The organism is Motilibacter deserti, assembly GCF_011250635.1.
Classification (GTDB): Bacteria; Actinomycetota; Actinomycetes; order Motilibacterales; family Motilibacteraceae; genus Motilibacter_A; species Motilibacter_A deserti.
On sequence record NZ_JAANNP010000001.1, the window covers coordinates 609,329 to 635,991 of the forward strand.

Annotated in this window: 23 protein-coding genes and 2 tRNA genes; 7 read left to right on the plus strand and 18 right to left on the minus strand. The window is 72.5% G+C overall.

Annotated elements, in window-relative coordinates:
• Nucleotides 1-11: 11 nt before the first annotated feature.
• A complete protein-coding gene (locus G9H71_RS02795) occupies nucleotides 12-875 on the plus strand; it encodes a hypothetical protein (protein WP_166276085.1) in 864 nt (287 codons plus the stop codon).
• A gap of 124 nt (nucleotides 876-999) precedes the next feature.
• On the plus strand, nucleotides 1,000-1,527 hold the full coding sequence (locus tag G9H71_RS02800; protein ID WP_166277460.1) for a hypothetical protein: 528 nt from the start codon (nucleotides 1,000-1,002) through the stop codon (nucleotides 1,525-1,527).
• A 119-nt stretch (nucleotides 1,528-1,646) separates the two neighbouring features.
• Here G9H71_RS02800 and G9H71_RS02805 read toward each other — a convergent pair whose 3' ends face one another.
• The 7 genes from G9H71_RS02805 to G9H71_RS02835 form a co-directional block, all read right to left on the minus strand.
• Nucleotides 1,647-3,017 (minus strand): bifunctional folylpolyglutamate synthase/dihydrofolate synthase, encoded by a 1,371-nt coding sequence (locus G9H71_RS02805; RefSeq protein WP_331272703.1) that lies wholly within the window; start codon nucleotides 3,015-3,017, stop codon nucleotides 1,647-1,649.
• 115 nt (nucleotides 3,018-3,132) lie between these two features.
• Nucleotides 3,133-5,754 carry a valine--tRNA ligase gene (locus G9H71_RS02810; protein ID WP_166277481.1) on the minus strand — a complete coding sequence of 874 codons (2,622 nt, stop codon included), beginning with the start codon at nucleotides 5,752-5,754 and terminating at the stop codon, nucleotides 3,133-3,135.
• A 77-nt stretch (nucleotides 5,755-5,831) separates the two neighbouring features.
• Complete coding sequence (gene clpX, locus G9H71_RS02815) at nucleotides 5,832-7,127, minus strand: ATP-dependent Clp protease ATP-binding subunit ClpX (RefSeq protein WP_166277484.1); 1,296 nt, start codon at nucleotides 7,125-7,127, stop codon at nucleotides 5,832-5,834.
• Between the two features lie 379 nt (nucleotides 7,128-7,506).
• On the minus strand, nucleotides 7,507-8,118 hold the full coding sequence (locus tag G9H71_RS02820; RefSeq protein WP_166277487.1) for an ATP-dependent Clp protease proteolytic subunit: 612 nt from the start codon (nucleotides 8,116-8,118) through the stop codon (nucleotides 7,507-7,509).
• A gap of 32 nt (nucleotides 8,119-8,150) precedes the next feature.
• A complete protein-coding gene (locus G9H71_RS02825; protein WP_166278981.1) occupies nucleotides 8,151-8,777 on the minus strand; it encodes an ATP-dependent Clp protease proteolytic subunit in 627 nt (208 codons plus the stop codon).
• A 330-nt stretch (nucleotides 8,778-9,107) separates the two neighbouring features.
• The gene (gene tig / locus G9H71_RS02830; RefSeq protein WP_166277490.1) at nucleotides 9,108-10,541 is read right to left on the minus strand and encodes a trigger factor; all 1,434 of its coding nucleotides are present in this window, start codon (nucleotides 10,539-10,541) and stop codon (nucleotides 9,108-9,110) included.
• Between the two features lie 108 nt (nucleotides 10,542-10,649).
• Nucleotides 10,650-10,722: transfer RNA gene (locus G9H71_RS02835), tRNA-Pro, on the minus strand.
• A 170-nt stretch (nucleotides 10,723-10,892) separates the two neighbouring features.
• On the opposite strand from G9H71_RS02835, the gene G9H71_RS02840 reads away from it, so the two are divergent.
• Nucleotides 10,893-10,966 (plus strand) — tRNA-Gly (locus tag G9H71_RS02840).
• An 88-nt stretch (nucleotides 10,967-11,054) separates the two neighbouring features.
• Here G9H71_RS02840 and G9H71_RS02845 read toward each other — a convergent pair.
• The 4 genes from G9H71_RS02845 to G9H71_RS02860 all read right to left on the minus strand — a co-directional run bounded on the left by G9H71_RS02845 (nucleotide 11,055) and on the right by G9H71_RS02860 (nucleotide 15,887).
• Nucleotides 11,055-11,489, minus strand: a complete 435-nt coding sequence (locus tag G9H71_RS02845) for a PPOX class F420-dependent oxidoreductase (protein WP_166277492.1) — start codon at nucleotides 11,487-11,489, stop codon at nucleotides 11,055-11,057.
• A 98-nt stretch (nucleotides 11,490-11,587) separates the two neighbouring features.
• Nucleotides 11,588-12,616: a class I SAM-dependent methyltransferase gene (locus tag G9H71_RS02850; RefSeq protein WP_166277495.1), complete on the minus strand. Its 1,029-nt coding sequence runs from the start codon at nucleotides 12,614-12,616 to the stop codon at nucleotides 11,588-11,590.
• Entirely contained in the window at nucleotides 12,613-14,661 is a 2,049-nt protein-coding gene (locus tag G9H71_RS02855; RefSeq protein ID WP_166277498.1) for a glycosyltransferase, read from the minus strand. Before G9H71_RS02855 ends, G9H71_RS02850 begins: the two co-directional genes overlap by 4 nt.
• A complete protein-coding gene (locus G9H71_RS02860) occupies nucleotides 14,658-15,887 on the minus strand; it encodes an ABC transporter ATP-binding protein (protein WP_331272704.1) in 1,230 nt (409 codons plus the stop codon). Before G9H71_RS02860 ends, G9H71_RS02855 begins: the two co-directional genes overlap by 4 nt.
• Nucleotides 15,888-16,084: 197 nt before the next feature.
• On the opposite strand from G9H71_RS02860, the gene G9H71_RS02865 reads away from it, so the two are divergent.
• The gene (locus tag G9H71_RS02865; RefSeq protein ID WP_166277500.1) at nucleotides 16,085-16,609 is read left to right on the plus strand and encodes an OsmC family protein; all 525 of its coding nucleotides are present in this window, start codon (nucleotides 16,085-16,087) and stop codon (nucleotides 16,607-16,609) included.
• Between the two features lie 9 nt (nucleotides 16,610-16,618).
• Here G9H71_RS02865 and G9H71_RS02870 read toward each other — a convergent pair whose 3' ends face one another.
• Complete coding sequence (locus G9H71_RS02870; protein WP_166277503.1) at nucleotides 16,619-17,314, minus strand: DUF5995 family protein; 696 nt, start codon at nucleotides 17,312-17,314, stop codon at nucleotides 16,619-16,621.
• Between the two features lie 194 nt (nucleotides 17,315-17,508).
• On the opposite strand from G9H71_RS02870, the gene G9H71_RS02875 reads away from it, so the two are divergent.
• Genes G9H71_RS02875 through G9H71_RS02885 form a run of 3 tightly spaced genes read left to right on the plus strand, consistent with a single transcriptional unit; the run spans nucleotide 17,509 to nucleotide 20,137 of the window.
• A complete protein-coding gene (locus G9H71_RS02875) occupies nucleotides 17,509-18,330 on the plus strand; it encodes an ABC transporter permease (RefSeq protein ID WP_166277506.1) in 822 nt (273 codons plus the stop codon).
• Nucleotides 18,327-19,178 carry an alpha-1,2-fucosyltransferase gene (locus G9H71_RS02880; protein WP_166277509.1) on the plus strand — a complete coding sequence of 284 codons (852 nt, stop codon included), beginning with the start codon at nucleotides 18,327-18,329 and terminating at the stop codon, nucleotides 19,176-19,178. Before G9H71_RS02875 ends, G9H71_RS02880 begins: the two co-directional genes overlap by 4 nt.
• Nucleotides 19,175-20,137 (plus strand): glycosyltransferase, encoded by a 963-nt coding sequence (locus tag G9H71_RS02885; protein ID WP_166277512.1) that lies wholly within the window; start codon nucleotides 19,175-19,177, stop codon nucleotides 20,135-20,137. Before G9H71_RS02880 ends, G9H71_RS02885 begins: the two co-directional genes overlap by 4 nt.
• Here G9H71_RS02885 and G9H71_RS02890 read toward each other — a convergent pair.
• The 6 genes from G9H71_RS02890 to G9H71_RS02915 form a co-directional block, all read right to left on the minus strand.
• On the minus strand, nucleotides 20,134-21,720 hold the full coding sequence (locus G9H71_RS02890; protein WP_331272705.1) for a glycosyltransferase: 1,587 nt from the start codon (nucleotides 21,718-21,720) through the stop codon (nucleotides 20,134-20,136). The two genes, G9H71_RS02885 and G9H71_RS02890, sit on opposite strands and share 4 nt — an antisense overlap.
• Nucleotides 21,717-22,451, minus strand: coding sequence for a polysaccharide deacetylase family protein (locus G9H71_RS02895; protein WP_166277515.1), 735 nt, complete (start codon nucleotides 22,449-22,451; stop codon nucleotides 21,717-21,719). Before G9H71_RS02895 ends, G9H71_RS02890 begins: the two co-directional genes overlap by 4 nt.
• The gene (locus tag G9H71_RS02900) at nucleotides 22,448-24,097 is read right to left on the minus strand and encodes a glycosyltransferase (protein WP_166277519.1); all 1,650 of its coding nucleotides are present in this window, start codon (nucleotides 24,095-24,097) and stop codon (nucleotides 22,448-22,450) included. The genes G9H71_RS02895 and G9H71_RS02900 overlap by 4 nt, the downstream gene beginning before the upstream one ends.
• Nucleotides 24,094-25,194, minus strand: a complete 1,101-nt coding sequence (locus G9H71_RS02905; RefSeq protein ID WP_166277523.1) for a glycosyltransferase family 2 protein — start codon at nucleotides 25,192-25,194, stop codon at nucleotides 24,094-24,096. The genes G9H71_RS02900 and G9H71_RS02905 overlap by 4 nt, the downstream gene beginning before the upstream one ends.
• A 233-nt stretch (nucleotides 25,195-25,427) precedes the next feature.
• Nucleotides 25,428-25,895, minus strand: a complete 468-nt coding sequence (locus G9H71_RS02910) for a ribose-5-phosphate isomerase (RefSeq protein ID WP_166277526.1) — start codon at nucleotides 25,893-25,895, stop codon at nucleotides 25,428-25,430.
• 65 nt (nucleotides 25,896-25,960) lie between these two features.
• Nucleotides 25,961-26,599, minus strand: coding sequence for a mycothiol-dependent nitroreductase Rv2466c family protein (locus G9H71_RS02915; RefSeq protein ID WP_331272706.1), 639 nt, complete (start codon nucleotides 26,597-26,599; stop codon nucleotides 25,961-25,963).
• Nucleotides 26,600-26,663 lie beyond the last annotated feature (64 nt).

Consider the following 26,663-nt stretch of genomic DNA (forward strand, 5'->3'; position numbering starts at 1 on the left):
CGGGAAGAACGATGCAGGAAACCCCTCTCGACAGGCTGCTCGGCGGCGCCGAGCCCCAGCCGGCTACGACGGACCCGACCGGAGCGACGGACCCGCCGTCCGCGACGGATGCCGCCCACTTCACGGATCCGCCGGGCTTCACGGGCCCGCGGGTCGCGATGGGCCCGGCCGCCGCAACGACCCCCCAAGACGCCCAGACCGAGGTCATCGACACCCGGGAGATCGCTGCCCCGGTCGAGGACGACCTGAGCGAGCTGCTCGCCAGCACCGGCCGGCGCCGGCTCGCGCCGGTCACCGCGGCCCTGCTCGGCGGGCTGGTGCTCGTCGGCACGTTCACCGGCGGCGTCCTCGTGCAGAGGCACTACGGCGACGACGCGGCCGGGGCGGGGCCTGCCGGGTTCGCCGCGGCGGGCGCCGGTGGGCAGGGCGCGCGCGGCTTCGGCGGGTTCGGTGGAGCCCCGGGCGGCACCGGCACCGGGGACACCGGGGGCGGGAACGGCGCAGGGAGCGGCACGGAGGCGGGGGCCGCGGCGCCGGGTGCGGCCGCGGACGCAGCTCCGGGGGCCGGGTCGACCGGTACCGGCACCGGGGGCACCGGCACAGGGGGCACCGGCACAGGGGGCACCGGCACCGCGGCCGCCTCCGCCCCAGCCGTCGTCGGCCAGGTCGTCTCCGTGCAGGGCGACACGCTGACCGTCAAGAACTTCGCGGGCAAGACCGTGACGGTGAAGGTGCCGGAGGGCACCGCGGTGACCAGCAGCTCGAGCGTCGACCTGTCGCAGCTCGCGGCCGGCACCTCGGTCTCGGTGACCGGTACCACCGCCGACGACGGCAGTGTGACCGCGAGCTCCGTCACCAGCCGGCCCACCGGCTGACCGACTCACCGGCCGACCCGCCGACCCGCCGACCCGCCGACCCGCCGACCCGTTGACCCGCCGACCCGCCGGTCCGCCGGTCGAGGCATCTCCCAACCCTCCTTCAGCGAACGGAAAATCTCTGATGCGCACTTCGGCCCTGCTCGCCACCCGGGCGGTCGCCGCCGCGACCGTCCCGGTCTCCGTCCTCGCGCTCGCGGCGTGTGGCGGGGGCGGCTCCTCGTCCGGCACCGATGCCGCGGCGGCGCCGGCCGCCTCCAGCGCCGCGGACGGGGCGGCCCCTCCGGACGGTGCGGGCATGCCGGGCGGCGGGCGCGGCGGCTTCGACTCCGAGCAGTTCACCCAGATCCGGGACTGCCTCACCGCCGCCGGCATCTCCGTGCCGACGCCGACGGCCCGCCCGGACTTCACCCCCGGCACCGGCTTCACCCCGCGCCCGGACATGACGGGCCGTCCGACGGCCCGGCCGACCGACCTCCCGACCGGCGCTCCCGGGCAGGGTGGCCGCGGCTTCGGCGGGGGCATCGGCGCGGTCCTGCAGGACCCGCAGGCGCAGGCCGCGATCACCGCGTGCGGCCTCGAGGTGCCGAGCGTCGGGTCGCGGGGCGGGGCGACCGTCGCGGCGCCACAGAGCGGGTCGTCTCAGAGCTGACCCGGAATCGCCGACCCGAGCCGACGCTGACCCGAGCCGACGCTGACCCGAGCCGACGCTGACCCGAGCCGACGCGGAACCAAGCCGACGCGGAACCAAGCCGAAGCACGTCGCGCAGCTCAGCGCCCGTCGGCCCTCAGCAGCGCCCGGGCCTGGGCGACGGTCACGATGCTCCCGGTCACCAGCACGCCGGCCCCGCCGAGCTCGCCCTGGTCCTCGGCGAGCGCCACGGCGGTGTCCAGCGCGCTGTCGAGCCGGGGCGCGACCTCGACCCGGTCGGCGCCGAAGACCTCGACGGCCAACCGGGCCAGCTCGTCGACGGGCATCGCCCGCGGCGTACGGGCCTCGGTGACCACGACCTCCGCGAGCACCGGCTCGAACGCCTCGAGAATGCCGCGTACGTCCTTGTCGGCCATCGCGGCGACGACCCCGACCAGGTGGGTGAAGGAGAACGCGTCGGGGATCGCGGCCGCGGTGGCCAGCGCGCCGGCGGGGTTGTGCGCCGCGTCGACGAGGATCGTCGGAGAGCGGCGCACGACCTCGAGCCGTCCGGGGGACCGCACGCCGGCGAAGGCCGAGCGCACGACGTCGATGTCGACGGTGTCGGCTCCCCCGCCGAAGAACGCCTCGACGGCGGCCAGCGCGACCACGGCGTTCTGCGCCTGGTGCGCGCCGAACAGCGGCAGGAAGACGTCCTCGTAGTCGCCCCCGAGCCCGCGCAGGGAGATCAGCTGCCCGCCCACGGCCTGCGTGCGCGACAGCACCCCGAACTCGAGGCCCTCGCGCGCGACGGTGGCGCCGGCCTCGGTCGCGCGGCGCAGCAGCACCTCGGCGACCTCGACCTCCTGCTGGGCGAGGACGGCGACCGCCCCGGGCTTGATGATGCCGCTCTTCTCCGCGGCGATCTCGGGCGCGGTCGAGCCGAGGAAGCGCTCGTGGTCGACGGCGACCGGCGTGACGACGGAGACCTGCCCGTCCGCCACGTTCGTCGCGTCCCACTCCCCGCCCATGCCGACCTCGACGACCGCGACGTCCACCGGGGCGTCGGCGAAGGCGGCGTACGCCATGGCGACGAGCACCTCGAAGAACGACAGCGTCGGCCCGCCGGACTCCTTGCTCCGCGCGTCGACGAGGTCGAGGTAGGGCGCGATGTCCTCGTAGGTCGACACGAAGCGCTCTTCGTCGATCGGCTTGCCGTCGAACGAGATGCGCTCGCGGACGCTGTGCAGGTGGGGGCTGGTGAACCGGCCCGTCCGCATCCCGAAGCCGGCGAACAGCGCCTCGACCATCCGCGCGGTCGAGGTCTTGCCGTTGGTGCCGGTGACGTGCACGACGGGGTACGCCCGCTGCGGGTCGCCGAGCAGCTCGACCACCGCGCGGATGCGGTCCAGCGACGGGACGAGGTCGTGCTCCGGCGTCCGCGCCAGGATCGCCGCCTCGACCTCGCGCATGCGGGCGGCGAGCGCCTCCCGGGCCTCACTGCTGGTCACGGTGGACCGCCTCTCCCCTACCTCAACCGCTGATCATGCGATGTTGGCGAGTTGTCCACAGGCCGCCCGCTGTGGACAACTCGCCACATGTGCATGATCAGCGGGGGGGTGGGGGTCAGGCCGCGGGCAGCGTCGCCAGCTGGGCCTCGATGCGCTCGATGTCCGCCTCCGCCGACGCGAGCTGGGCCTTGACCTTCTCGACCACGGGCGGCGGGGCCTTGCCGAGGAACGCCTCGTTGCCCAGCTTGCCCAGCGCCTTGGACCGCTCGGTCTCGGCGGCGGCCAGGTCCTTCTCCAGCCGCGCGCGCTCCTTGGCGAAGTCGACCGAGCCGCGCAGGTCGAGCTCGACGACGACCCCGCCGATCGGCAGCGACGCGCTCGTGTCGAACTCCTCCCCCGCGGCGGCGAGCCGCGTCAGCGAGCGCACCGCCTCCTCGTGCGCCGCGAGGGCGCCCTCGGAGAGCCCGGCGAGCCGCGCCGGGACCCGCTGGCCCGGCTTGAGCCCCTGGTCGCTGCGGAAGCGCCGGACCTCGGTGACCAGCCGCTGCAGCTCGGCGACCTCCGCCTCCGCGGTGGGGTCGCTCCAGCGCGGCTCCGCCTCCGGCCAGTCGGCGACCACGATCGACTCGCCACCGGTCAGCGCGGTCCAGAGCGCCTCCGTCACGAACGGCACCACGGGGTGGAGCAGCCGGAGCAGCCGGTCGAGGACGTGGCCGAGGACCAGCCGGGTGACCTCGGCCTCGCGCCCGCCGTGGGCCAGCGGCACCTTGGCCAGCTCGACGTACCAGTCGCAGAACTCGTCCCACGCGAAGTGGTAGAGCGCGTCGACGGCCTTGGCGAACTGGTAGTCCTCGTAGTAGCCGTCGACCTCGGCGATCGTCGCGTGCAGCCGGGACAGGATCCACCGGTCGGCGGCCGACAGCTCCTCGGCCGGCGGCAGCTCCCCGACGCGCGCGCCGTTGCGCAGCGCGAACCCGCCGGTGACCTGCCAGAGCTTGGTGCAGAAGTTGCGCGAGCCCTGGACCCACTCCTCGCCGATCGGCACGTCGGTGCCGGGGTTGGCCCCGCGGGCCAGGGTGAAGCGCAGCGCGTCCGAGCCGTACGCGTCCATCCACTCGAGCGGGTCGACGGCGTTGCCGAACGACTTGCTCATCTTCTTGCCGAACTTGTCGCGCACCATCCCGTGCAGGGCCACGGTCTTGAACGGCGCCTCGCCGTCCATCGCGTAGAGCCCGAACATCATCATCCGGACGACCCAGAAGAAGAGGATGTCGTAGCCGGTGACGAGGACCGAGTTCGGATAGAACTTCTCCAGCGCCGGGGTCTTGTCCGGCCAGCCGAGGGTCGAGAACGGCCAGAGCCCGCTGGAGAACCACGTGTCGAGGACGTCCGGGTCCTGCGTCCAGCCGTCGCCGGGCCGCTCCTCGTCGGGGCCGACGCAGCGCACCTCGCCGGCCGGGCCGTACCAGACCGGGATGCGGTGCCCCCACCACAGCTGACGGCTGATGCACCAGTCGTGCATGTTGTCGACCCAGCCGAAGTAGCGGGACTCCAGCTCCTTGGGGTGGATCTGGACGCGGCCGTCGCGGACCGCGTCACCGGCCGCCTTCGCCAGCGGGGCGACGTTCACGAACCACTGCAGCGACAGCCGGGGCTCGACCGTGGTGCCACAGCGCGAGCAGTGGCCGACGGCGTGGACGTAGGGCCGCTTCTCGGCGACGATGCGCCCCTCGGCGCGCAGTGCCGCGACGACGGCCGGGCGCGCCTCGTAGCGGTCCATGCCCTCGAACGGCCCGTGGACCGTCACCCGCGCGCTCTCGTCCATCATCGTGAGGTTGGGCAGCCCGTGACGCTGGCCGATCTCGAAGTCGTTGGGGTCGTGGGCCGGCGTCACCTTGACCGCGCCGGTGCCGAAGGCCGGGTCGACGTGCTCGTCGGCCACGACGGGGATGCGCCGGTCGGTCAGCGGCAGCGTAACCGTCTTGCCGATGAGGTGCCGGTAGCGCTCGTCGTCCGGGTGCACCGCGACGGCCGTGTCGCCGAGCATCGTCTCCGCGCGCGTGGTGGCGACCACGATCGACTCGTCCCCGTCGCCGTAGCGGATCGAGACGAGCTCTCCGTCGTCGTCGGTGTGCTCGACCTCGATGTCGGAGAGCGCGGTGCGGCAGCGCGGGCACCAGTTGATGATCCGCTCGGCGCGGTAGATCAGCCCGTCGTCGTAGAGCCGCTTGAAGTGCGTCTGCACGGCCTTGGACAGGCCCTCGTCCATCGTGAAGCGCTCGCGCGACCAGTCGACCCCGTCGCCCAGGCGGCGCATCTGGCCGAGGATCTTGCCGCCGGACTCGGCCTTCCACTGCCAGACCCGCTCGACGAACGCCTCGCGGCCGAGGTCGTGGCGCGACAGCCCCTGCTTGGCCAGCTCACGCTCGACGACGTTCTGCGTGGCGATGCCGGCGTGGTCCATGCCGGGCTGCCAGAGGGCCTCGTAGCCCTGCATCCGGCGCCGGCGGACGAGCGCGTCGATGAGAGTGTGCTCGAACGCGTGCCCGAGGTGCAGGCTGCCGGTGACGTTCGGCGGCGGGATGACGATGCAGTAGGGCGGCTTCTCGCTCGACGGGTCGGCCACGAAGTAGCCGCGCTCCACCCAGCGCTCGTAGAGGACGCCCTCGACGTCGGCGGGGACGTACTGCGAGGGGAGCTCGGGCTGCTCGGCGGGCCGGGAGTCGATCGACGTCACCCCGCGAGTCTATGGAGCCGGAGCGCGTGCCCCCCAACCGGTTCTCGCGAGGAGAACAGGCCGGGGGTACGCGGGCGTCAGGCGCTCTTCTCGCGGCGCTCGCGCTTGGGGGCGGGGGCGGCGTCGCGCGGCACCAGCGTCGGGTTGACGTGCGAGAGCACCACGTCGCGGTCGATGACGACCTTGGCGACGTCCTTGCGGCTCGGCACGTCGTACATCACCGACTGCAGGACCTCTTCCATGATCGCGCGCAGCCCGCGGGCGCCGGTGCCGCGCAGGATGGCCTGGTCGGCCACCGCGCTGAGCGCGTCCTCGGTGAACTCGAGCTCGACGCCGTCGAGCTCGAAGAGCTTGCGGTACTGCTTGAGCAGCGCGTTGCGCGGCTCGGTCAGGATGCGCATCAGCGCCTCCTGGTCGAGGTTGTGCACGCTGGTCAGGACCGGCAGCCGGCCGATGAACTCGGGGATCATGCCGAACTTGAGCAGGTCCTCGGGCATGACCTCGCCGAAGGAGTCCGGCCGGTCCACCTCGGTCTTGCTACGCAGCTGGGCGCCGAAGCCGAGCCCCTTCTTGCCGGCCCGGGACTCGATGATCCGCTCCAGCCCGGCGAAGGCGCCGCCCACGATGAAAAGGACGTTCGTCGTGTCGATCTGGATGAACTCCTGGTGCGGGTGCTTGCGCCCGCCCTGCGGCGGCACCGAGGCCGTCGTCCCCTCCAGGATCTTGAGCAGGGCCTGCTGCACGCCCTCGCCGGAGACGTCGCGCGTGATCGAGGGGTTCTCGCTCTTGCGGGCGATCTTGTCGATCTCGTCGATGTAGATGATGCCCGTCTCGGCCTTCTTGACGTCGTAGTCAGCGGCCTGGATGAGCTTGAGCAGGATGTTCTCGACGTCCTCGCCGACGTAGCCGGCCTCCGTCAGCGCGGTCGCGTCCGCGATCGCGAACGGCACGTTGAGCATCCGCGCCAGCGTCTGGGCGAGCAGCGTCTTGCCGCAGCCGGTGGGCCCGAGCAGCAGGATGTTGGACTTGGCCAGCTCGACCGAGTCGTCGCGGCCGTGCTTGCCGCTGGAGTTCTCGCCGGCCTGCACTCGCTTGTAGTGGTTGTAGACGGCCACGGACAGCGCCTTCTTGGCGGTGTCCTGGCCGATGACGTACTGGTCGAGGTATTCGAAGATCTCGCGCGGCTTGGGCAGCTCGTCCCAGCTGAGCTCGGAGCTCTCGGAGAGCTCCTCCTCGATGATCTCGTTGCAGAGGTCGATGCACTCGTCGCAGATGTAGACGCCGGGGCCGGCGATGAGCTTCTTGACCTGCTTCTGGCTCTTCCCGCAGAAAGAGCACTTGAGCAGGTCGCCGCCGTCGCCGATGCGTGCCACGCGGTGCTCTCCCTCTCGTCGCCGAACCCTGCCGCTGACGCCTCCGGCGCCAGCGTTCCCGGGCTCCCCTGACCTGCTCCGGAATTCCCCGGTGTGTCCGGGAGCTTCCGGGCCGTGCATCCCGACGGTACCCCGTGCAGCCCCGCTTGTGGGCGGACCCGGGCGTAGCGGCGCGGGTCGCCCTTGGGGACAGGACCAGCACCCCTTCGGCCGGCACGCCACGAACCTGAGCCGACCGAAGCCTGCCATCTGGACAAACCGCCCACAAGCGGGTTGCCCACACCTACGGGCCGCCCGTACGCGACGCGGGGGCTGCCGGCGCGACTGCCGGCAGCCCCCACGGAGCGTCGCGTGCCGTCGGTGCGGCCCGTGGCCCGGCTCAGGCGCGGGTCGTCAGCACCTGGTCGATGAGGCCGTACTCGAGCGCCTCACCCGGGGTGAGGATCTTGTCGCGCTCGATGTCCTTGCGGATCTCCTCGATGCCACGGTTGCCGTGCTTGGCCAGCGTCTCCTCGAGCCACTCGCGCATGCGCAGGATCTCGCGCGCCTGGATCTCGATGTCCGAGCCCTGGCCACCGCCCTCGCTGTAGGGCTGGTGGATCAGGATGCGGCTGTTGGCCAGCGCATAGCGCTTGCCGGGCGCGCCGGCCGCGAGCAGCACGGCCGCGGCGCTGGCGGCCTGCCCGAGGCAGGTGGTCTGCACGTCCGGCTTGATGAAGGTCATCGTGTCGTAGATGGCCGTCAGCGCCGTGAAGGAGCCGCCCGGGGAGTTGATGTAGATCATGATGTCGCGGTCGGGGTCGGCCGACTCGAGCACCAGGAGCTGGCTCATCACGTCGTTGGCGACGGTGTCGTCGATCGCCTGCCCGAGGAAGATGATGCGCTCCTCGAACAGCTTGGTGTAGGGGTCGAGCCGCTTCCAGCCGTAGGACGTCCGCTCCTCGATCTGGGGCAGGACGTAGCGGCCGGAGGGCGCGTACAGGTCACTCATGTGAGTTCTTCCTCGGTCGCCGGGGTGGGGGCTCAGGCCGTCGGGCCGTCGTCGGTGCCCACCTGGCGGGCGTGCCGGACGACGTGGTCGACGAAGCCGTACTCCTTGGCCTCCTCCGCGGTGAACCAGCGGTCGCGGTCGGAGTCGCGCTCGATGGTCTCGACCGGCTGCCCGGTGTGGGCGGCGATCAGCTCGGCCATCTGGCGCTTGGTGTGGAGCATCTGCTCGGCCTGGATCTTGATGTCGGACGCCGTGCCGCCGAAGCCGCCGGACGGCTGGTGCATCATCACGCGGGCGTGCGGTGTCGCGTAGCGCTTGCCGGGCGCGCCGGCGCAGAGGAGGAACTGCCCCATCGAGGCGGCGAGGCCCATCGCCACGGTGGCCACGTCGTTCTCGACGTACTGCATCGTGTCGTAGATCGCCATGCCGGCGGAGACCGAGCCGCCGGGCGAGTTGATGTAGAGCGTGATGTCGCTCTTGGGGTCCTCCGCCGCGAGGAGCAGCATCTGCGCCACGATCGCGTTGGCGTTGGAGTCCTCGACCACCGAGCCGAGCACGATGATGCGCTCGCGCAGGAGCCGGTCGTAGACACGGGCGTCGAGCCCGGCCTCGGGGGCGCCGGTGCTGGCGTAGGTCGAGTAGGCGTTGCCGGCGGACATCGTGGCGGGCACCAGGCCCCCACCGATGCCGGGCACGACGAGCGGGCTGCCCTGCCCGCCCGGGGTCATAGCTGCGGTCACTGCGGCTCCCTCGCACTGAATTCGAACGGCTGATGCCGCCGACCGGGGATCTTCTCTACCGGCACCGACACTAACCGTGGGGGCGGTCGCGCTCGTCCCCGGCTGGGGCGTTGTTCGCCAGCGGCTTATGGAGCGCAGACCCCGCCCAGATATACCGGGCGAATCGCTCCTGCCGTCGCCCGGGGCCCGGCCGCGACGACAGCGCCCCCGGCCGAAGCTCGGCCGGGGGCGCTCGTCGTGCTGGCGGGGTCAGGCGTGGTTGTGCCCGTAGTGCTCGTGGTCGGGCTCACGGCCATGCTGGTCCGGGTTCTCGCCGTCGGCGCCGCCCTGCGCCATGAAGGCGGCCAGGTCCTCGGCCGACGGCACGGTCGCCGGGCGCAGGTCCTCGAGGTCGACCGCGGCACCCTCGGTGTCGGTGATCGTGGCGGCCTCGAGCAGAACGGCGAGCGCCTTGCCGCGCACGACCTCGCTGACGAGCAGCGGCACCTGGCCGTTCTGCATCAGCTGCTGGGCGAACTGCTCGGGCGCCATGCCGTACTGCTGGGCGCGGCGGAGCAGGTGCTCGCTGAGCTCCTCCTGCGAGACGCCGATCTGGTCGCGCGTCGCGATCGCGTCGAGGACGAACTGGGCCTTGACCGCCTCGCGGGCGCGCTGCTCGACCTCGGTGTCGAAGTCGGCCTCCTCGCGCTCCTCGCTCTTGAGGAACTGCTCCTTGGTCATGCCTGCGTTCTCGAGCTGGTGCGCGAGGTCGTGCATCCGGGCGTCGACCTCGGCCTTGACCACGCTGTCGGGCAGCGGGAGCTCGACCTGCTCGAGCAGCGCCTCGAGGACCTTGTCGCGCGCCTGGACGCCCTGCTCGAGCTTCTTCGAGCGCTCGAGGCGCGTGCGCAGGTCGGCGCGGAGCTCCTCGAGGGTGTCGAACTCGCTCGCCATCTGTGCGAAGTCGTCGTCGGCCGCGGGCAGGTCGCGCTCCTTGACGGAGGCGACGGTCACCGTGACGTCGGCCTCCTCGCCGACGTGCGGGCCGCCCGCGAGCTTGGTCGTGAAGGTGCGCGACTCGCCTTCGGACAGCCCGATCACGGCCTCGTCCAGGCCCTCGAGCATGCCGCTGCCGATCTCGTAGGACTGGCCCTTGGTGGCGAGCTCGGGGACGTCCTCGCCGCCGATCGCGGCGGCCAGGTCGATCGAGACGAAGTCGCCGTCCTGGGCCGGGCGGTCCACGCCCTGCAGCGAGCCGAAGCGCGCCCGCAGGCTCGTGAGCTGCTCCTCGACCTCCTCGTCGGTGACCGCGACCGAGTCGACGGTCGCCTGCACGCCGGCGAGGTCGGGCAGCTCCACCTCGGGCCGGACGTCGACCTCGGCGGTGAACTTCAGCGGCTGGCCGTCGGCGAACTCGGTGACGTCGACCTCGGGCTGGCCCAGCGCCTGGGTGCCGCTCTCCTGCACCGCCTGGCCGTAGAACTTCGGCAGCGCCTCGTTGACCGCCTCCTCCAGCACCATCGCGCGGCCGAAGCGCTGGTCGATGATGCGGGCGGGGATCTTGCCGCGGCGGAAGCCGGGGATCGTCACCTGGCCGGCGATCTTCTTGTACGCGGAGTCCAGGCTCGGCTTCAGCTCGTCGAAACCGACCTCGACGGTGAGCTTGACCCGCGTCGGGCTGAGGTTCTCGACGTCGGTCTTCACTGCTTGGCTCTCCTCGCGGGATTCGGATGACGCGGCTGGCGGTGCTCGGGCGCGGCCGAGCCGCTCCGGACGGCTCGGAGTCGATCCGAGCCGGTCGGAGCGGCGAAGTCGGGGCGGGGAGAGTCGAACTCCCGATCTCCTGCCCCCAAAGCAGGCGCGCTAGCCACTACGCTACGCCCCGCGGCGCGCATGGCAGTCTAGGGCCTCGCGCGCGCACCGATGCCGCACTCGGCGAGGGCTGCCCCCGTGGCGGCCCGCGCGATGGGGCATGCTGTGTCGTGCCGGGCCGCGGCTCCGGGCGTGTGGACGTGGGATGCGTCGTCACTCGTCCGGGGGCGGGTGCTCGTCACTGCGGGTGTAGCTCAATGGTAGAGCTCCAGCCTTCCAAGCTGGCCATGCGGGTTCGATTCCCGTCACCCGCTCCACTCTTCGGACTGCGGGCTCCGGACGAGCCCGTCGGAGCAGCGCCGAGCGCGGCGGGGCCGCCTGGCGAGGCAGCCGTCGGCGCACGCGTCAGCCGTGCTCCACATCGGTGTTCTCCGCCGCGCCCCACCCGTGCCAGCGCTCGATTCGGATGCGCGCGCTCACCCGCCCCCGGTCGCGCGTCGGGTACGCCGCTCCGGTGTAGTGCGCGCTGATGCGGTCGATGTCGGCGAGGCCGGCGTCGTCGTACGTCTCGACGACGCGGCCCTGGACGCTGACGTGGGTGTACCACCCGTCCGCGTCGAGGACGGTGAGCGAGACCCGCGGGTCGTTGCGGAGGTACTCCAGCCGCTTGCGCCCCTCGTCCATGTTGACCAGCAGCTCGGCCGCCTCCGGCCGCTCCTGCAGGACGTACCACGTCGCGACGGACACCGGCTGCCCGTCGGGGCGCAGGGTGGTGATGACCGCCGGGTTGGGCTTGCGCAGCAGCTCGAGGACGTTCGGGGGCAGCGGAGGCTTGGGCATGGCCGGACGCTACCCGGCGACGGGTCGCCGACTCGCGACGGGCACAGGGAGGGCACGGCGAGGGCAAGGGGCGGGATGCGGACGGCTCGCGGCCGCGCTCACCCGGGCCACGGGTTGGACCGGATGGGCCGGGCCTTCCCGGTCATGCGGGCCGCGGCGTAGCCCGCCATCGCCGCCGCGACCGCGCGGCGCGCCTCGCCCGGCGTGCGCGCCGGGCGCAGGACGAAGGAGTTGAAGCCCTCGTAGATCACCTGGCGGCCGGTCCGGACGAGCCCGGCCTTGGCGAAGAGGTAGTACCACTCGGACCGGCGCCGGCAGTTGATGTGCGTGGGATCGACGTGGGGGTCCTCGCTCGTCGACACCAGGACGCGCCCCTCGGGCCCGGTGACCCGCGCCAGCTCGACGAGGAACGGCTCCGTCAGCGGCGGCGGCAGATGCTCGAGCACCTCCATGCACACGGTGAGGTCGAAGGCCGCGCTCGGGTAGTCGTTGGAGGTGAAGTCCCCGACCGTGATCGCGGGCAGGTGGTAGCGGTCGACCGTGTGCGTGATCGCGAGCGGGTAGGAGATGTCCGTCCCGTAGACGTGCACCACGCCCGCGCGGCGCAGCGACTCCATGACGTAGCCGTTGAGGCAGCCGACGTCGAGGACCCGCACGGACGAGGCGTCGTGGCCGGCAGGCAGGTGGGCGAGGATGTCCCCCGCCGTCACCTCGGCGTTGGCGAGGAAGTCGTTGTCGCCCCAGCGCGCGAGGTAGTCGTCGCCGTACTCCTCGGGGCCGGGGTCCCCCCGCTTCACCCAGAGCCCGGCGGCTCCCGCCGGCTCGAAGCCGCTCGCCGTCATGGTGCCAGCCTCGAGGGAAGGGCAGTGCACGAATCCAGCCTCGTGCGTCAGCCGGTGCAGCAGAGGACCGTCCGCGCCGTCGGCGTCCGCGAGCACGACGAGGTCGAACCGGAGCAGCGGGTCCGGCGAGGCGAGCTCGCCCGGTGTGCGCGCGGACACGAGCGACTCGGCCCCGGGCAGCGGCACCGCCGGCTCCCCCACCACGCCGAGGAGGCGCAGCCGTGCGGGCAGGACGTCGGCGAGGCCCGCGACCGGGCGCTCGGACGGCACGGCGGCGGAGCTCATCGCCCGTCCCCCTTCAACGCAGTGGTGACGCGCCCGAGATGGAAGGCCAGCGCGGCCGGGACCCGACGCGGCTCGCGGGCCAGCCGCGCGAGCTTGACGACCGGCTCGGGTGCACGGGCGCGCAGCTCGTCGCGGAGCGGCAGCCGGCGCGGGTCGGCGACGGGGACCCGCTCGACCTGCAGGTAGTCCTTGTCCACCGACGGCGTCCAGCGCGAGTAGAACAGGTCCGCCCCCGCGCGGATCGTGCGCTCCCAGAACTCGTTGCGCGCATCGTCGTAGTTGGCGATCGTGAGCGAGCGGTTCTCGACGTCCCCGAGCATCGCGTAGACCTGGTAGCCGAGCGACGTCGCGCGCATCGCGATGTCCATGTCGTCCATGTAGAACGGCGCGTAGGCCTCGTCGAGGTAGCCGTGCTCCTCGAGGAAGCTCTTGCGCAGCACGAGCGGCCCGCGCATGCAGGCGTCGACCTGGAAGAACTTGCGGCCCAGCGCGGGGTCGGTCCGCGCGTCCTGCCGCCAGTAGACCTCGACGTCGGACATGACGACCTGCCCGGGGCCGTCGAGCCCGGTGGTCCCCCGCGGGTAGAGGTTCACCCCGGCGAGGCACCCCAGAACCGCGATTCGGGGGTTCTTGTCGAGGAACGTGACGGCCTCGTAGAACAGCGACCGGTCGTAGACGTAGTTGTCGTCCTGCAGGATGACGCAGTACTTGCCGGTCGACTTGCGCAGCCCGATGTTGTTGGTGCGCACCTCGAAGATGTCGGGCGTCACCTCGAAGGTGACGGGGTAGCTGCGGCGGCCGGCGTAGAACCGGCGCACCACCTGCTCGGTCTGGTCCTTGCACCCGTCGAGGACCACGTGCAGCTCGCCGGCCGGGTAGGCCTTCAGGGCCCGGTCCAGGTAGCCGAGCAGCCCGCGGATCGTCCCCTCCTTGTTGAAGACCGGCAGCGTGACGCTCACCTTCGGGTGCAGCTCGCCGTGCAGCGCGCCGCGCACCGCCTCCTCCAGCGGCCCCTCGAACTCCTCGTGGAAACCGCGGTAGTAGTCCAGCGTCTTCGCCCGCAGCCGCGCGAGCCCGGCGGGATCGAGGCCGACGGCCTGCCGGAGGGCCTCGGCGTTGGCGGCCGAGCCGAGCCTCGGCTCCAGCCAGCCCAGGGGGCTGAAGTCGATGCCTGTCTGCGGTGTGAGCAGCGGCACGGCGCCGCGGCGCATCGCGTCGAGCACGGCGCCGGCCTGGCCCTCCTCGAGCGCGGGGGACACGACGAAGGCCGCACGTCGCAGTGCCCGGTCGTACGCCGCGGACGAGGACTCGACCCAGCCCGCCGCGGTCAGGCGGTCCCCGAGCACGTCCTGCAGGTGCGCGAGCTTCTGCTCGTGGAAGGGCGTGACGGGCCGGCCGATGACGGTGAGCCGGGCGCTGGAGGAGACGAAGCCCTGGCTGGTGAACAGCTCGTGGACGATGTCGAAGCCCTTGCGCAGCCCGATCTCGGATGCGACGTGGACGAACTCGCTGGGCTCCGCTCCCCCTGCGGCGTCCGGCAGGCTCGGCCCCGTCCCGTAGTTGACGACCTTCACCTTCGCGGGAGGCACGCCGTTCGCGAGGTAGGTGTTGAGGACCGTCGTGTTGCCGACGCAGATCACCGCGTCCGCGCGGGAGATCGCCGTGGACATCGCGGCCGCGTCCGGCAGGTCCCATTCGGCGAGCGCCGTCTCGGGCAGGCCCCAGTCGGCCACGGCCGCGCGCAGCGCCGCGGTGCGGTGGCGAGGGTGGGAGTTGACCGCGAGCACGACGTTGACGCGGGCCCCGCTCGCCCGGCTGATCTCGTCGAAGCGGTCGACGATGCCGACGCAGACGTCGAACTGCTGCGCGGCAAGGGTCTCGAGCGGGACGGTGAAGGCGTCGACGTAGATGACCTCGCCCATGCGCCCGAGGATCGCGTGGAGCGTCCGGGCCAGGATGCTCGCGGAGGACGCCCAGTGCTCGTGCTCGTCCGGAGGGCGCTCGGGGTCGAAGTGGTAGGTGCTGTAGCTGAGCAGGATCCTCACGGAAGCTGTTCCCACGTCGAGCGCACGAGCAGCATGGACGGGAAGTTGGAGAAGACCGCTCCGTCCGCGAACGGCACGAGCGGGTCGATGAACACCTTGCCCAGCGGCGAGGAGTCGAGCACGTACGACTCGTTCGCCCACATGCTCAGCTCGAGGACGTACTCGCCCGGAGCGATGCGCGGCAGCTCGAGGGTGAAGCGGAACTGCGCGGGCGCGTCCACGTGCATGCGGACGGCCTCGAGGTCGCTGTGGGTGAAGGCGATCAGCGACCCTTCCTGCACCGAGCGCAGCCCCAGCCCGAAGACCACCCGCTGTTGTTCCTTCGGCTCGTACGCGAGCTCGACCCGCAGCGGCGTCCCACTGTCGAGGTGGTGCAGCAGGCCGCTGGCGCCGTTGATGCGCACCCCGTCGACGCGGCCGGAGTCGGTCACGATCGTCTCGGCGTCGTAGCTGTCCTGCATGCTGTCGTTGTAGCGGGCGATGACCTCCTCGACCGGCCCGGAGGCTACGAGCCGCCCCCGCGAGAGCAGCACTCCCCGGTCGCACAGCTGCTTCACCGACGCCATGCTGTGGCTCACGAAGAGGACGGTGCGCCCGTGCGTCGACACGTCCTTCATCTTGCCGAGGCTCTTCTTCTGGAACGCCGCGTCGCCGACCGCGAGGACCTCGTCCACGATGAGGATGTCCGGCTCGAGGTGCGCGGCGACCGCGAACGCGAGCCGGACGTACATCCCCGAGGAGTAGAACTTGACGGGGGTGTCGAGGAACTTCTCGACCTCGGAGAACGCGACGATCTCGTCGAACTTGCGCATGATCTCGCGCCGCGTCATGCCGAGCAGGGCGCCGTTGAAGAAGATGTTCTCGCGGCCGGTGAGCTCGGGGTGGAAGCCGGTGCCCACCTCGAGCAGGCTCGCGACCTTGCCCTCGAGGGTGACGCGGCCGGCCGACGGCTCGACGATCCGGGAGAGGACCTTGAGCAGCGTCGACTTGCCCGAGCCGTTGCGCCCGATGATCCCGACGACCTCGCCGGGCTCGACCGTCAGGTCGATCTCGTTGAGCGCCCAGAACTGCTCGTGCTCGGTCCGCCGGCCGGTGAACGGGTGCAGCGGCCGCCTGGCGGCGCGGGCCAGGACGTCGCGCAGGGTGTCGGCTCCGGCGGCAGCGCGCTGCTCGTGGCTGATCCGGTAGACCTTCGACAGCTTCTCGACCTCGATGGCCGGGGTCACCGGCCGCCCCAGGCCGTGCCGGAGCCGCTCGTCCGCGCGGGACGGTCCTGCCGGCCGACGACGTCGGCGGGCAGTGCGGTCGTGCGTTGGGACATGCCCCCTCCACGAGCCTCGGCTGGGCCGATGCTATCGCCACAGATCGCACCGGACCGGGTTTTAGGCGGGGACATCCCCGAGACCGCTGACAGGATGGCGGGATGAGCGGGACGCACTCCTATGCGGTCGACGTCACGTGGACGGGCAACCTGGGAAGCGGGACCTCGGCCTATCGCGCGTACTCCCGCGACTGCGTCCTGCAGGCAGAGGGGAAGCCGCCCGTCGAGGCGTCGGCGGACGTCGCCTACCGCGGTGCGGCGGACCGCTGGAACCCCGAGGAGCTGCTGGTGGCAGCGCTCTCGCAGTGCCACCTGCTGTGGTACCTGCACCTGTGCGCGGACGCCGGTGTGCACGTGACGGCGTACCGGGACGGCGCATCGGGGACGCTGGCGCTCACGCCGGACGGCTCCGGCGCCTTCCGCGAGGTGGTCCTGCGCCCGCACGTCGTGGTGGCCTCGCCCGACAGCGTCGTGACAGCGCGGGCGCTGCACGCCGAAGCAGGGCGGATGTGCTTCCTCGCGCGGTCCATGGCCTTCCCGGTCCGGCACGAGCCGACCGTCGTGGCGGCGGGGCCGGACGAGCAGGACGGGCAGGACGGGCCGGCACCGGCAGGCGCCGGCTCCTGAGCCCCGCCCTCAGTCGATCGAGGCGAGCAGCATCGAGCTCGTCATGGCCACCCCGCCGCGCAGGATCTTCAACGCCTGCTTGTTCAGCCCGGGCACCCGGCGCAGGTCCCACAGCAGGTTCGCCTGCACCCACGCCGCGTCCCGGGCCGCCTCGATCGACCAGTTGCAGACGAGGTCGAGGACGGGCGAGAGCTTGCGGTCGACCTTCAGCGCCGGGCCGTCGAGGAAGGACTGCCGGATGGGCCGCTCCTTCTCGGCCAGGAGCTCGTTGATGCGGTCGTAGTCCGCGCGCACGGCGTCGTCCTCCGGCGAGCGGCCCATCAGGCGGCACGTCTCGATGACGGCGACGGGCAGGTCGGCGTTGATGTGCGCGTTCATGCCGGCCAGCGCGAACTGGATCGGCTCGATGCCGCTCTTGTGGCGCGCCGCGAACAACGGCGCCCACGGCTTGGGCATCGACCCGACCGGCGGTCCGGCCGCGACGTGGGCCTCGAGGAACAGCCCGGCGAACACCACGTCGAGGCGCTCGGTGAACACCGGGTCCGCGAAGCTGCCGTCGCGCACCCAGTCCCGGACGGTCTTCGTCACGTCGAGGTACATCCGGCTGAAGACGTCGACCCCGTCGGTGTCGGTGAGCGTCGCGCACACGGTCTCCAGGTCGGTGACCACGTCGTCGATGGTGCGGTCGAAGGCAGCGTCGGTCATGACCCTCAGTCTCTCGTCGCTCGCACTGCGCCGCCCGGCATTTGCGCTCAAACGCCGAAGCGCGGCCGCGGAAGGCCCGCGGACGCTAGGGTCCGGAGCGAGCAAGCGCACCGCCCGTCCCGGCCGGCGCCGGCCCGGGCGCGCCGGGCGGGCGCGGTCGACGAGCAAGGAGCTGTTGTGGAGCGGGAGCTGCCGTGCGAACGGTGATCGAGCCGAAGCAGACGCTGCGCATCGACTGGCGCGAGCTGCACAGCTACCGCGAGCTCTTCTACTACTTCGCCTGGCGCGACATCAAGGTGCGCTACAAGCAGACGGTCGTCGGCGCGTCCTGGGCGGTCTTCCAGCCGTTCGTCACGATGATCGTCTTCACCGTGTTCTTCCACCACGTCGCCGGGGTCGAGTCCGGCAACGACGTCCCCTACGCGGTGTTCTCCTTCACCGGCCTGCTCTTCTGGCAGCTCTTCTCGGGAGCGCTCAGCCGCTCGAGCAACTCCCTCACGGACAACCAGGGGGTGATCACCAAGATCTACTTCCCGCGCATCATCCCGACCGTCTCGGCGACGATCGTCTCGCTGGTCGACTTTCTCATCGCCTTCGGCTTCCTCGTCGTGCTCCTGGCGTGGTACGGCATCATGCCCGGCCTCGGCGGCATCCTCTTCTTCATCCCGGCGGTCCTGATAACGGTGGTGTCCGCGACCGGCATCGGGCTGCTCTTCGCGACCCTCAACGTGAAGTACCGCGACGTCCGCCAGGCCCTGCCGTTCTTCGTCCAGATCGGGCTCTTCCTGACGCCGGTCATCTACCCGATCACCGCTGTCCCGGACCGCTACCAGTGGCTGCTCTACCTCAACCCGCTGGCGGGGGTCATCTCGGCGCTGCGGGCGTGGTCGTTCGAGGACAGCGGGGACGTGGACGCGTGGATGATCGGGCTCGGGCTGCTCACCACGCTCGTGCTGACGGTCATCGGCCTGTTCTACTTCAAGGCCAAGGAACGCGAGTTCGCGGACTACATATGATCGTCACCCGGCTCATGGGCGGCCTGGGCAACCAGATGTTCCAGTACGCCGCGGGCCTGCGCCTCGCTCACCGGCGCGGCGTGCCGCTGCGGATCGACACCAGCTGGTTCGACAGCGCGGAGGGCCGGGGGTCCGCCACTCCCCGCACGTACGCCCTCGACTGCTTCGCGGTCACCTCGCCGCGGTGGCGGCTCGCGCGGCTCCGGCACACCCGCTGGGGCCGCCGTGCCGGGCTGCTGCCACCGGTGCTGCGGGAGAAGTCCTTCGCGTTCGACCCCGGCGTCCTCGACGCACCGGACGGGGTCGTCCTCGAGGGCTACTGGCAGAGCGAGGACTACTTCGCGGACGCGGCGCAGATCGTGCGGCGCGAGCTCACGTTCTGCACTCCCCCGTCCTCCCGCACGCGCGAGCTGCTCGAGGAGGTCCGGTCCCGGGAGTCGGTCTCGCTGCACGTGCGGCGGGGTGACTACGTCACCAGCCGGGCGACGAACGACTTCCACGGCACCTGCTCCCCCGACTACTACGCGGCCGCCGTCGCCCGGGTCGCCTCGGCTGTGCCCGACCCGCACTACTACGTGTTCTCCGACGACCCCCAGTGGTGCAAGGACAACCTCGTCCTCGACGCGCCGACGACGTACGTCGACCACAACCCGCCCGAGCGCGGCGCCGAGGACCTGCGGCTGATGGCGGCGTGCCGCCACCACGTGCTCGCGAACAGCTCGTTCAGCTGGTGGGGGGCGTGGCTGGAGGACGACGCGTCGCACGTCGTGGTGGCCCCGCGCACCTGGTTCCGCGACCCCTCGATCGACACCGGCGACCTCGTCCCCGCGCGCTGGGAGCGCGTGTGACGCCGCCCGAGCCGCCGCTCGTGTCCGTCCTGCTCGCGGTCTACAACGGCGAGCGCTACGTCGCGGCCGCGGTCGAGAGCGTGCTGGCGCAGACCTACGGCAGGCTCGAGCTGATCGTGATCGACGACGGGTCCACCGATGGCACGCTCGCGATCCTCAAGGGCTTCGAGGACCCGCGGGTCCGGCTCGTCTCGCGGGAGAACCGCGGGCTCGTCACGACCCTCGCCGAGGCGGCCTCGCTGGCGCGGGGGACGTACCTCGCCCGCATGGACGCGGACGACCTGTCGCGCCGGGACCGCCTCGCGCGGCAGGTGCAGTTCCTGGAGTCGCACCCCGACGTGGTGCTCGTCGGCAGCGACTACACCCTGATCGACGAGCACGGGAGCCCGGTCCACGTGACCTCGTTCCTGGCACATCCGCATGACCTCAAGACCGCGCAGGTGGTCGGCAACCAGTTCGGCCATGGGTGCGTGCTGATGCGCGCCGACGCCTACGCGGCCGTCGGGGGCTACGACACCGGCCTCCCGCAGGCCGAGGACATGGACCTCTGGAGCCGGCTGTCGCACGTGGGCGAGGTGGCGAACCTGCCCGAGCCGTTGTACGCCTACCGCGACAACCCCGACGGCATCAGCAGCACCCAGACCGACGAGCAGCGGGCCTACGCGCTCGCCCTGCGCGACAGGGCCTTCGCGCACTTCCTCGCCCACCGGCGCAGCTACCGCGTCCTCGGCTACCACCCCGGGTCCACACGCGGCAGCCTGCGCGACTACCACGAGCGCCGCGCGATGGTCCTGCGCGACCTCGCCTGGCTGCACCTGCGGGCGGGACGCCGGGTCGCCGGCACCGGGCTCCTGCTGGCGGCCGCGGCCTTCGCTCCCTGGGCCTCGAAGACCTACCGCTGCTTCGCCGGGGTGGCGAGCCCGCGGCTACGCCGGCGTTGGGCGTACGAGCACCTCTAGGCCGGCTTGAAGGCGCGCACCGCGACGGTCACGGGGTACTGCGGGTCGACCCGGTCGAGCTCTTGGGGGCGCAGCTCCTGCGCGGACAGCCCCTCGACGAACGCGACCGCCGACAGCACGTTGCCCCACTGCCGCACCTCCACGAGGTCGGGCTCGAACGCCTCCTCGAAGAGCAGCCGCGCCGACAGCGGGGTCAGCGACCAGTACCACGTCTCGGCCCACCGGTCCGCGCTCACCGGGCTGATGCCGGGCACCGTCGCGAGCACCGTGCCGCCGGGGCGCAGGATCCGGTGCAGGGTGCGCACGGCGGCGGCCATGTCGTAGACGAGGTGCAGCGTCTGGGTCAGGACGACGCAGTCGAAGGCCTCCGACGGGAGCTCCGGCGCGTCCGCGAGGTCGGCGGCGAACGTGGTCCCCGGCATCGCAGCATCGACGTTGAGCACGTCCGCGCGGGTGACGCGGTCGCCGCCGAACCGGAGCGTGTAGGAGGAGTCCCCCACCTCGAGGACGCGGCCGCCGACGTTCTCGGCGTTCTCCGCGAGGAACCCCTCGATGTAGTAGCGGTCGACGGGCAGGCCGCGGTCGAAGCCGAAGAAGCGGCTGACCGGCTCGGTGGACGCGAGCGAGCCGAGGCGTACGAGCCCGGGCCGACGCGGGCGCGCGACCCGCCGCAGCTGCCGCTGCACCTGGGGCGGGACCCGGTGCGCGGCCGCTCTCGCGAGCGCGCCCGCCGACGCCAGCCGCCGGGGGGCCGGGGTGGCCACAGCGAGCGCCGCGTCCACCGCGTCACGCAGCACGCGGTCCTCCCGGTGCCTGCCCGCGTCGATGTAGGACGAAAGCCATTGCAGGAACTGCAGACGTGCTGTTGCCTCGATCTGCGCCGCCTGCGGGTTGGCGGTGGTGGTGTGCGAGGCCGCGTGCTGGCGGTAGCGGGACGTCCGCTGCCCGCTGATGACCGCGGGTACCTCGAGCTCGAGCTTGGACAGGAGCACCTGGTCCTCATACGCCCCGCGGAACCTGTCCTCCGAGCCCCCCACCGCTCGCAGCGCCTCGGCGCGGACGAGCAGGTTGCAGATCGGCGTGCTGACCGCCCCCCACCGCAGGACGCTGCGCAGCAGCTGCGGGGGCGGCACGACCGTGCCCGGGGCGAACGGGAGCGGGGACAGGAAGTCGTCCACGGGTGCGTCGTCCCAGCCGGACCAGTGCAAGGTGCGCCCGCACACCATGCCGGCCTCCGGGTGCGCCTGCAGGAGCGCGACGTCGCCGGCGAGGTGGCCCGGCTCCCAGACGTCGTCGGCGTCGAGGAAGGCCACCAGCTCGCCCCGCGCCTGGGAGATCCCGAGGTTGCGCGAGGCGCTCATGCCGAGGTTCGCGTGGCCGGGGTGCTCGAGCAGGCGGACCCGGTCGGGGTACTGCTCCGCGAACGCCTGGGCCGCCTTCGGGCTCTCGTCGGTGCTGCCGTCGTCGACGAGGACCAGCTCGACGCGCGGGTGGGTCTGCCCGAGCACGCTGAGCACGGCCTCCTCGAAGAACCTCCCGGGGTTCAGGAAGATCATCACGACAGAGACGAGCGGGACGTTCACGCGGACAGCCTCACCAGGGTCAGCCCCGCGGAGCGGAGCGAGCGGACGATCTCGGGCAGAGCGGCGATGGTGGCCGACCGGTCGAGCACCTCCGGCGCCTCCGGCTGCTCGACCCAGTCGTGCAGGAGCACGACGTCGCCCGACCGGGCGGAGGACGCGACCGCCGCGACGTGCGCCGAGCTCGTGCCGGGCGCCCAGTCGCGCGGATCGACCGTCCAGAGCCACGGGCTCATCCGGCGGGCGCGCAGGAGCAGCGCGCTCGCGGGCGTGAGCCGTCCGTGCGGCGGGCGGAAGACCGGCACCGGTGCTCCCAGCGCCTGCTCGACCTGCGAGCGCCCGGCGAGGTAGTCCTCGGCCAGGGCACGCGCGCCGATGTCCTGCGGGGTCGGATGCGTGCGGCTGTGCGAGCCGACGGTGTGGCCCTCCGCAGCGATCCGCCGGACGAGGCTGGGATGCGCCTGCGCGTTGGCCCCGGTGCAGAAGAACGTCGCCTGCACGCCCAGCTCGCCGAGGACGTCCAGCACGCGGTCGGTGGACCCGGGCTGCGGCCCGTCGTCGAAGGTGAGCGCCACGCAGCCGTCCGGCGCGCGCCAGCGGGCGCGGGCGTAGACCTGCTCGGCGGCGGTCAGCCCGACGAAGGCCCGGTGCTTGGCCGCGCGCGCGGCGCGGGCCGCCGCGGCAGCCCTGTCCCGGGCAGCGGCCGACGGGGCAGGGCGGGAGGTGGAGCTCACGCGGCCGGCCCCGCGGCCTTGAACGCGCGCACGCCGACGATCACGGGGTACTGCGGGTCGACGTGGTCGATCTGCTCCGGGCGCAGCTCCGACGCCGCCATCCCCTCGATCCCCGCCACCGCCGTGAGCACGTTGCCCCACGAGCGGACCTCGACGAGCCCGGGCCCGAACTCGTCCCCGAACAGCCGGCGCGCCGCGAGCGGGGTGAGCGACCAGCACCAGTCCTGCGCCCAGCGGTCCGCCGCGAGCGGGGTGATGCCCGGGACCGTCAGCAGCAGCGTGCCGCCCGGCGCGAGGACCCGGTGCAGGGTGCGTACGGCCGCGCGCATGTCGTAGATCAGGTGCAGCGTCTGGGTCAGCACGACGCAGTCGAACGCGCCGGTCGGCAGCTCCGGCGCGTCGGTCAGGTCCGCGACGAACGTCGCCTCGGGGTTGCCTGCCTCCACGTGCAGGACGTCGGCGCGCTGGACGCGCTCGCCGCCGAAGCGCCGGGTGTAGGACGAGTCGCCCACCTCGAGGACGCGGCCGCGGACGTCCAGTGCGGACTCCTCCAGGAAGCGCTCGATGTAGACCCGGTCGACCGGCTGGCCCGGTGCCCCGGCCCGCCCGCGGTCGTAGCCGAACCAGCGGCTGAGCGGCTCGGTCGAGCGCAGCGACCCCAGCCGCACCAGCCCCGGTCGGCGGGGCCGCACGACGCGGCGGGCCTGCTCGCGCACCGGCGCCGGCACCCGCTGGCGCACGACCTGCCGGGCGCGCACCGCGGGCGGCACCGGCAGAGCGGCTGCCTCGACCGGGGCCAGCGCCGCCGCGACCGCGTCGGCCAGCTCGCCGGGGCCGCACTCGTCCGCGACGCGCCGCTGCAGCCAGCGCAGGAACCGGGCGCGCGCCGTGCCCGGGCGCAGCTCGTAGTCCCCGGCGGCCGCTCCGGCCGACGTCGCGGAGGCCGCGTGCCGACGGTAGCGCGCCGTCAGCCCGCCGCTGACGACTGCGGCGTAGCGCAGCTGGAGCTTGGCCAGCAGGACCTGGTCCTCGAACATGCCGCGGAACTCCGGCTCCGAGCCTCCGACCGCACGGAAGGCCTCGGTGCGGACGAGCAGGCTGCAGATCGGCGTCCGCACCTCCGGACGGCGCAGGACGGCGGCCAGCAGCCGCGGCGGGGCGACGACGGTCCCCGGGGCGAACGGCAGCGGCGTCGGGACGTCCGCCGACGGCACCTGCCCGCGCAGCTGCGTCCCCGGTCCGGCCGAGCGCCACGAGTGCCACAGCAGCGCGCGCCCGCACACCATGTCCGCGCCGGGCGACGCGGCCAGCAGCGCCACCTCGGCCTCGAGGTGCCCGGGGTCCCAGACGTCGTCGGCGTCGAGGAAGGCCAGCAGCTCCCCGCGCGCGGCCGCCGCCCCCGCGTTGCGCGAGGCGCTCATGCCGAGGTTGGCCCGCCCGGCGTGCTCGACGAGCCGCACCCGCCCCGGGTGGCGCTCGACGTAGCTGCGCGCGGTCTGCGGGCTGGTGTCGGAGCTGCCATCGTCGACGAGCACCAGCTCCAGGTCTGCGAGGGTCTGGTCCAGCACGCTCTCGATCGCGGCAGCGAAGTACGGCCCGGGATCGTGGAAGATCATCACGACCGAGACCAGCGGGACGGTGCTCACGACCCGTCGACAGCTACCGGCGCGGGGGACGGCGCCGTGCTCCGCCGCTGCAGCGGGACCAGCCAGGTCGACGCGGCGGCCGCGTAGTCGGGGTCGGTGTGCACCTGCTCACGGCGCTCCCAGCGCCGGCGCCGGAAGCCCGGCGCCACGATCCCGAGCACCGTGCTGGGGAGCATGTGCCGCAGCGGCACGATGCCGGCGAGCAGCAGCTGCGCGTGGAGCAGCGCCGCGTCGCGCCGGCGGCCGGCGCGCACCTGCTGGCGCAGCATCCATTGCAGGAGGTGGTCCTCGTCGATGTCGACGCGCACCCCGACGGTGTCCCCGATCTCGTGCAGCTTCGGCCGGAGCACCTCGAGCTCGCTGAGCAGCCGGAGCCGGTGGTGGGACATGCCTTCGGAGTGGTCCACGTAGGTCACGAGCGGGGCATCGACGACGGCGATCGGCGCAGCCATCGCCAGCCGGCACCACATGTGCCAGTCGGCGAAGATCGACAGCTCCTCGTCGAAGCCGCCGAGGTCGAGGACGAGCTGGCGGTCGGCGAGGACGCCGCTCCCTCCTCCCGTCACGTAGTTGCGCCGCAGCAGCGTGGGGCCGAGGCCCGCCGTCGGCGGGCAGGGCTGGGTGTAGAGGATCTGGAAGGCGCTGTCGACGATCACCGCACCGCCGTTGCACCAGCGCGCGCCCGGCGTCGCCTGCACCGCGGCGAGCTGCAGGCGCAGCTTCTCCGGCGCCCAGAAGTCGTCGTCGTCGAGCCAGGCGACCCAGCGGCCGCGGGCGTAGGCGGTGCCGTCGTTGCGAGCGCGCGAGACCCCGGTGGCGTGGTCGTGACGCAGCACCCGCAGCCGGGGGTCGCCGAGGGCGGCGAGCACCTGCGGCGTATCGTCGGTGGAGCCGTCGTCCACGACGACGATCTCCAGGCTGCCCGGGTCCTCCAGCTCCTGTTCCAGGATCGTCGCGAGCGCCCTGGGCAGCATGCGGGCCCGGTTGCGGGTGGGGATCACCACGCTGACGAGCGGCACGGGGGCGGCGGAGTCGCCGCGCCGGCTGCGCGGCGCAGGTGAGCGAGTCAGCGTGCGTACGTCGTGCCCGTCGCTCATGGCGTCCCGTCTGCTCGTCCGACGACGTCCCCGCCTGGTGTCTTAGGCGGCTTTCAGGCTGTGCGTCCGAGCAGGCTAGGGCGACGGATGTTCGTTCGGTAGGCCGAATGCGGAGAACGGCGGCCAAATTTCACGTGCGGGCGCGGGCGACGGCTCCGCGCACGACCTTCAACTGCGCACAGTAAGAAAAGGGACACACTCCGTCAGGAGTGTGTCCCTTTTGGGGCTACCAGTCAGGCCGGAAGCGGCGGCAGCCCCTCGCCGCGCTCGTAGGCGCTGATCATCGCCAGGCGACGTGCGTGCCGGTCGCCCTCGAAGTCGGTCGACAGGAAGATCTCGACGAGCCGGAGCGCCTCCTGCTCGGTCGTCTTGCGACCGGCGAGGGACAGCACGTTGGCGTCGTTGTGCCGTCGCGCGAGCGCGGCCGTGTCCTCGTCCCAGGCCAGCGCGGCACGTACGCCCTGGACCTTGTTGGCGGCGATCTGCTCGCCATTGCCGCTGCCCCCGAGCACGACGGCGACGCTGCCGGGCTCGTTGACGACGCCCTCGGCGGCCCGCAGGACGAACGGCGGGTAGTCGTCCTGCGGGTCGTAGGTGAGGGGGCCGTGGTCGACGACGTCGTGTCCCTGCTCGCGCAGCCAGGCGGCGATGGCCGCCTTCCGCTCGTAGCCGGCGTGGTCGCTGCCGAGGTGGACGCGCATGGCGTTAGTCAACCAGGCGGCCGTGCGCCGGTGCCCACGGGTGCCCTCGGGCCCCCTGCAGGCGCCTAGTCGAACTGCGGGTCGCGGGTGCGGGTGCGCTTGAGCTCGAAGAACCCGTCGGTGCCCGCGACGAGCAGCACGCCGTCCCAGAGCTTGCCGGCGGCATCGCCCTTCGGCGCCGGGGAGACGACCGGGCCGAAGAAGGCGACGCCATCGACGCTGATCACCGGCGTGCCGACCTCCATGCCCACCTGGTCCATGCCGGCGTGGTGGCTGGCCTTGAGCGCCTCGTCGTAGTCCGTGGACCCGGCGGCGTCCGCGAGGTCCGCGGGCAGCCCGACCTCCTCGAGCGCCTCGGCGATGATCGCCGTCAGCGCCTCCGGGTCGTTGCCGCGGCCCTCGTTGTGGATGCGGCGGCCAAGCGCCTCGTACAACGGCAGCACGACCTCCTGGCCGGCCTTCTCGCGCGCGGCGATCACCACGCGGACCGGGCCCCATGCCCGCTTCATGAGCTCGACGTACTCCTCGGGGAGCTCGCGGCCCTCGTTGAGGTACGCCAGCGACATCACGTGCCACTCGACCTGCACGTCGCGGACCTGCTCCACCTCGCGCACCCAACGCGACGTCATCCAGGCCCAGGGGCAGAGCGGGTCGAACCAGAACCCGGCCTGCGCGGGGCTCGAGGCGTCGGCAGGAGAAGCCACGGGAGAGATCCTTTCGTCGGCTGACGCGGTCAACAGCACGCCACGGCGAACTATGCCCAGGAGG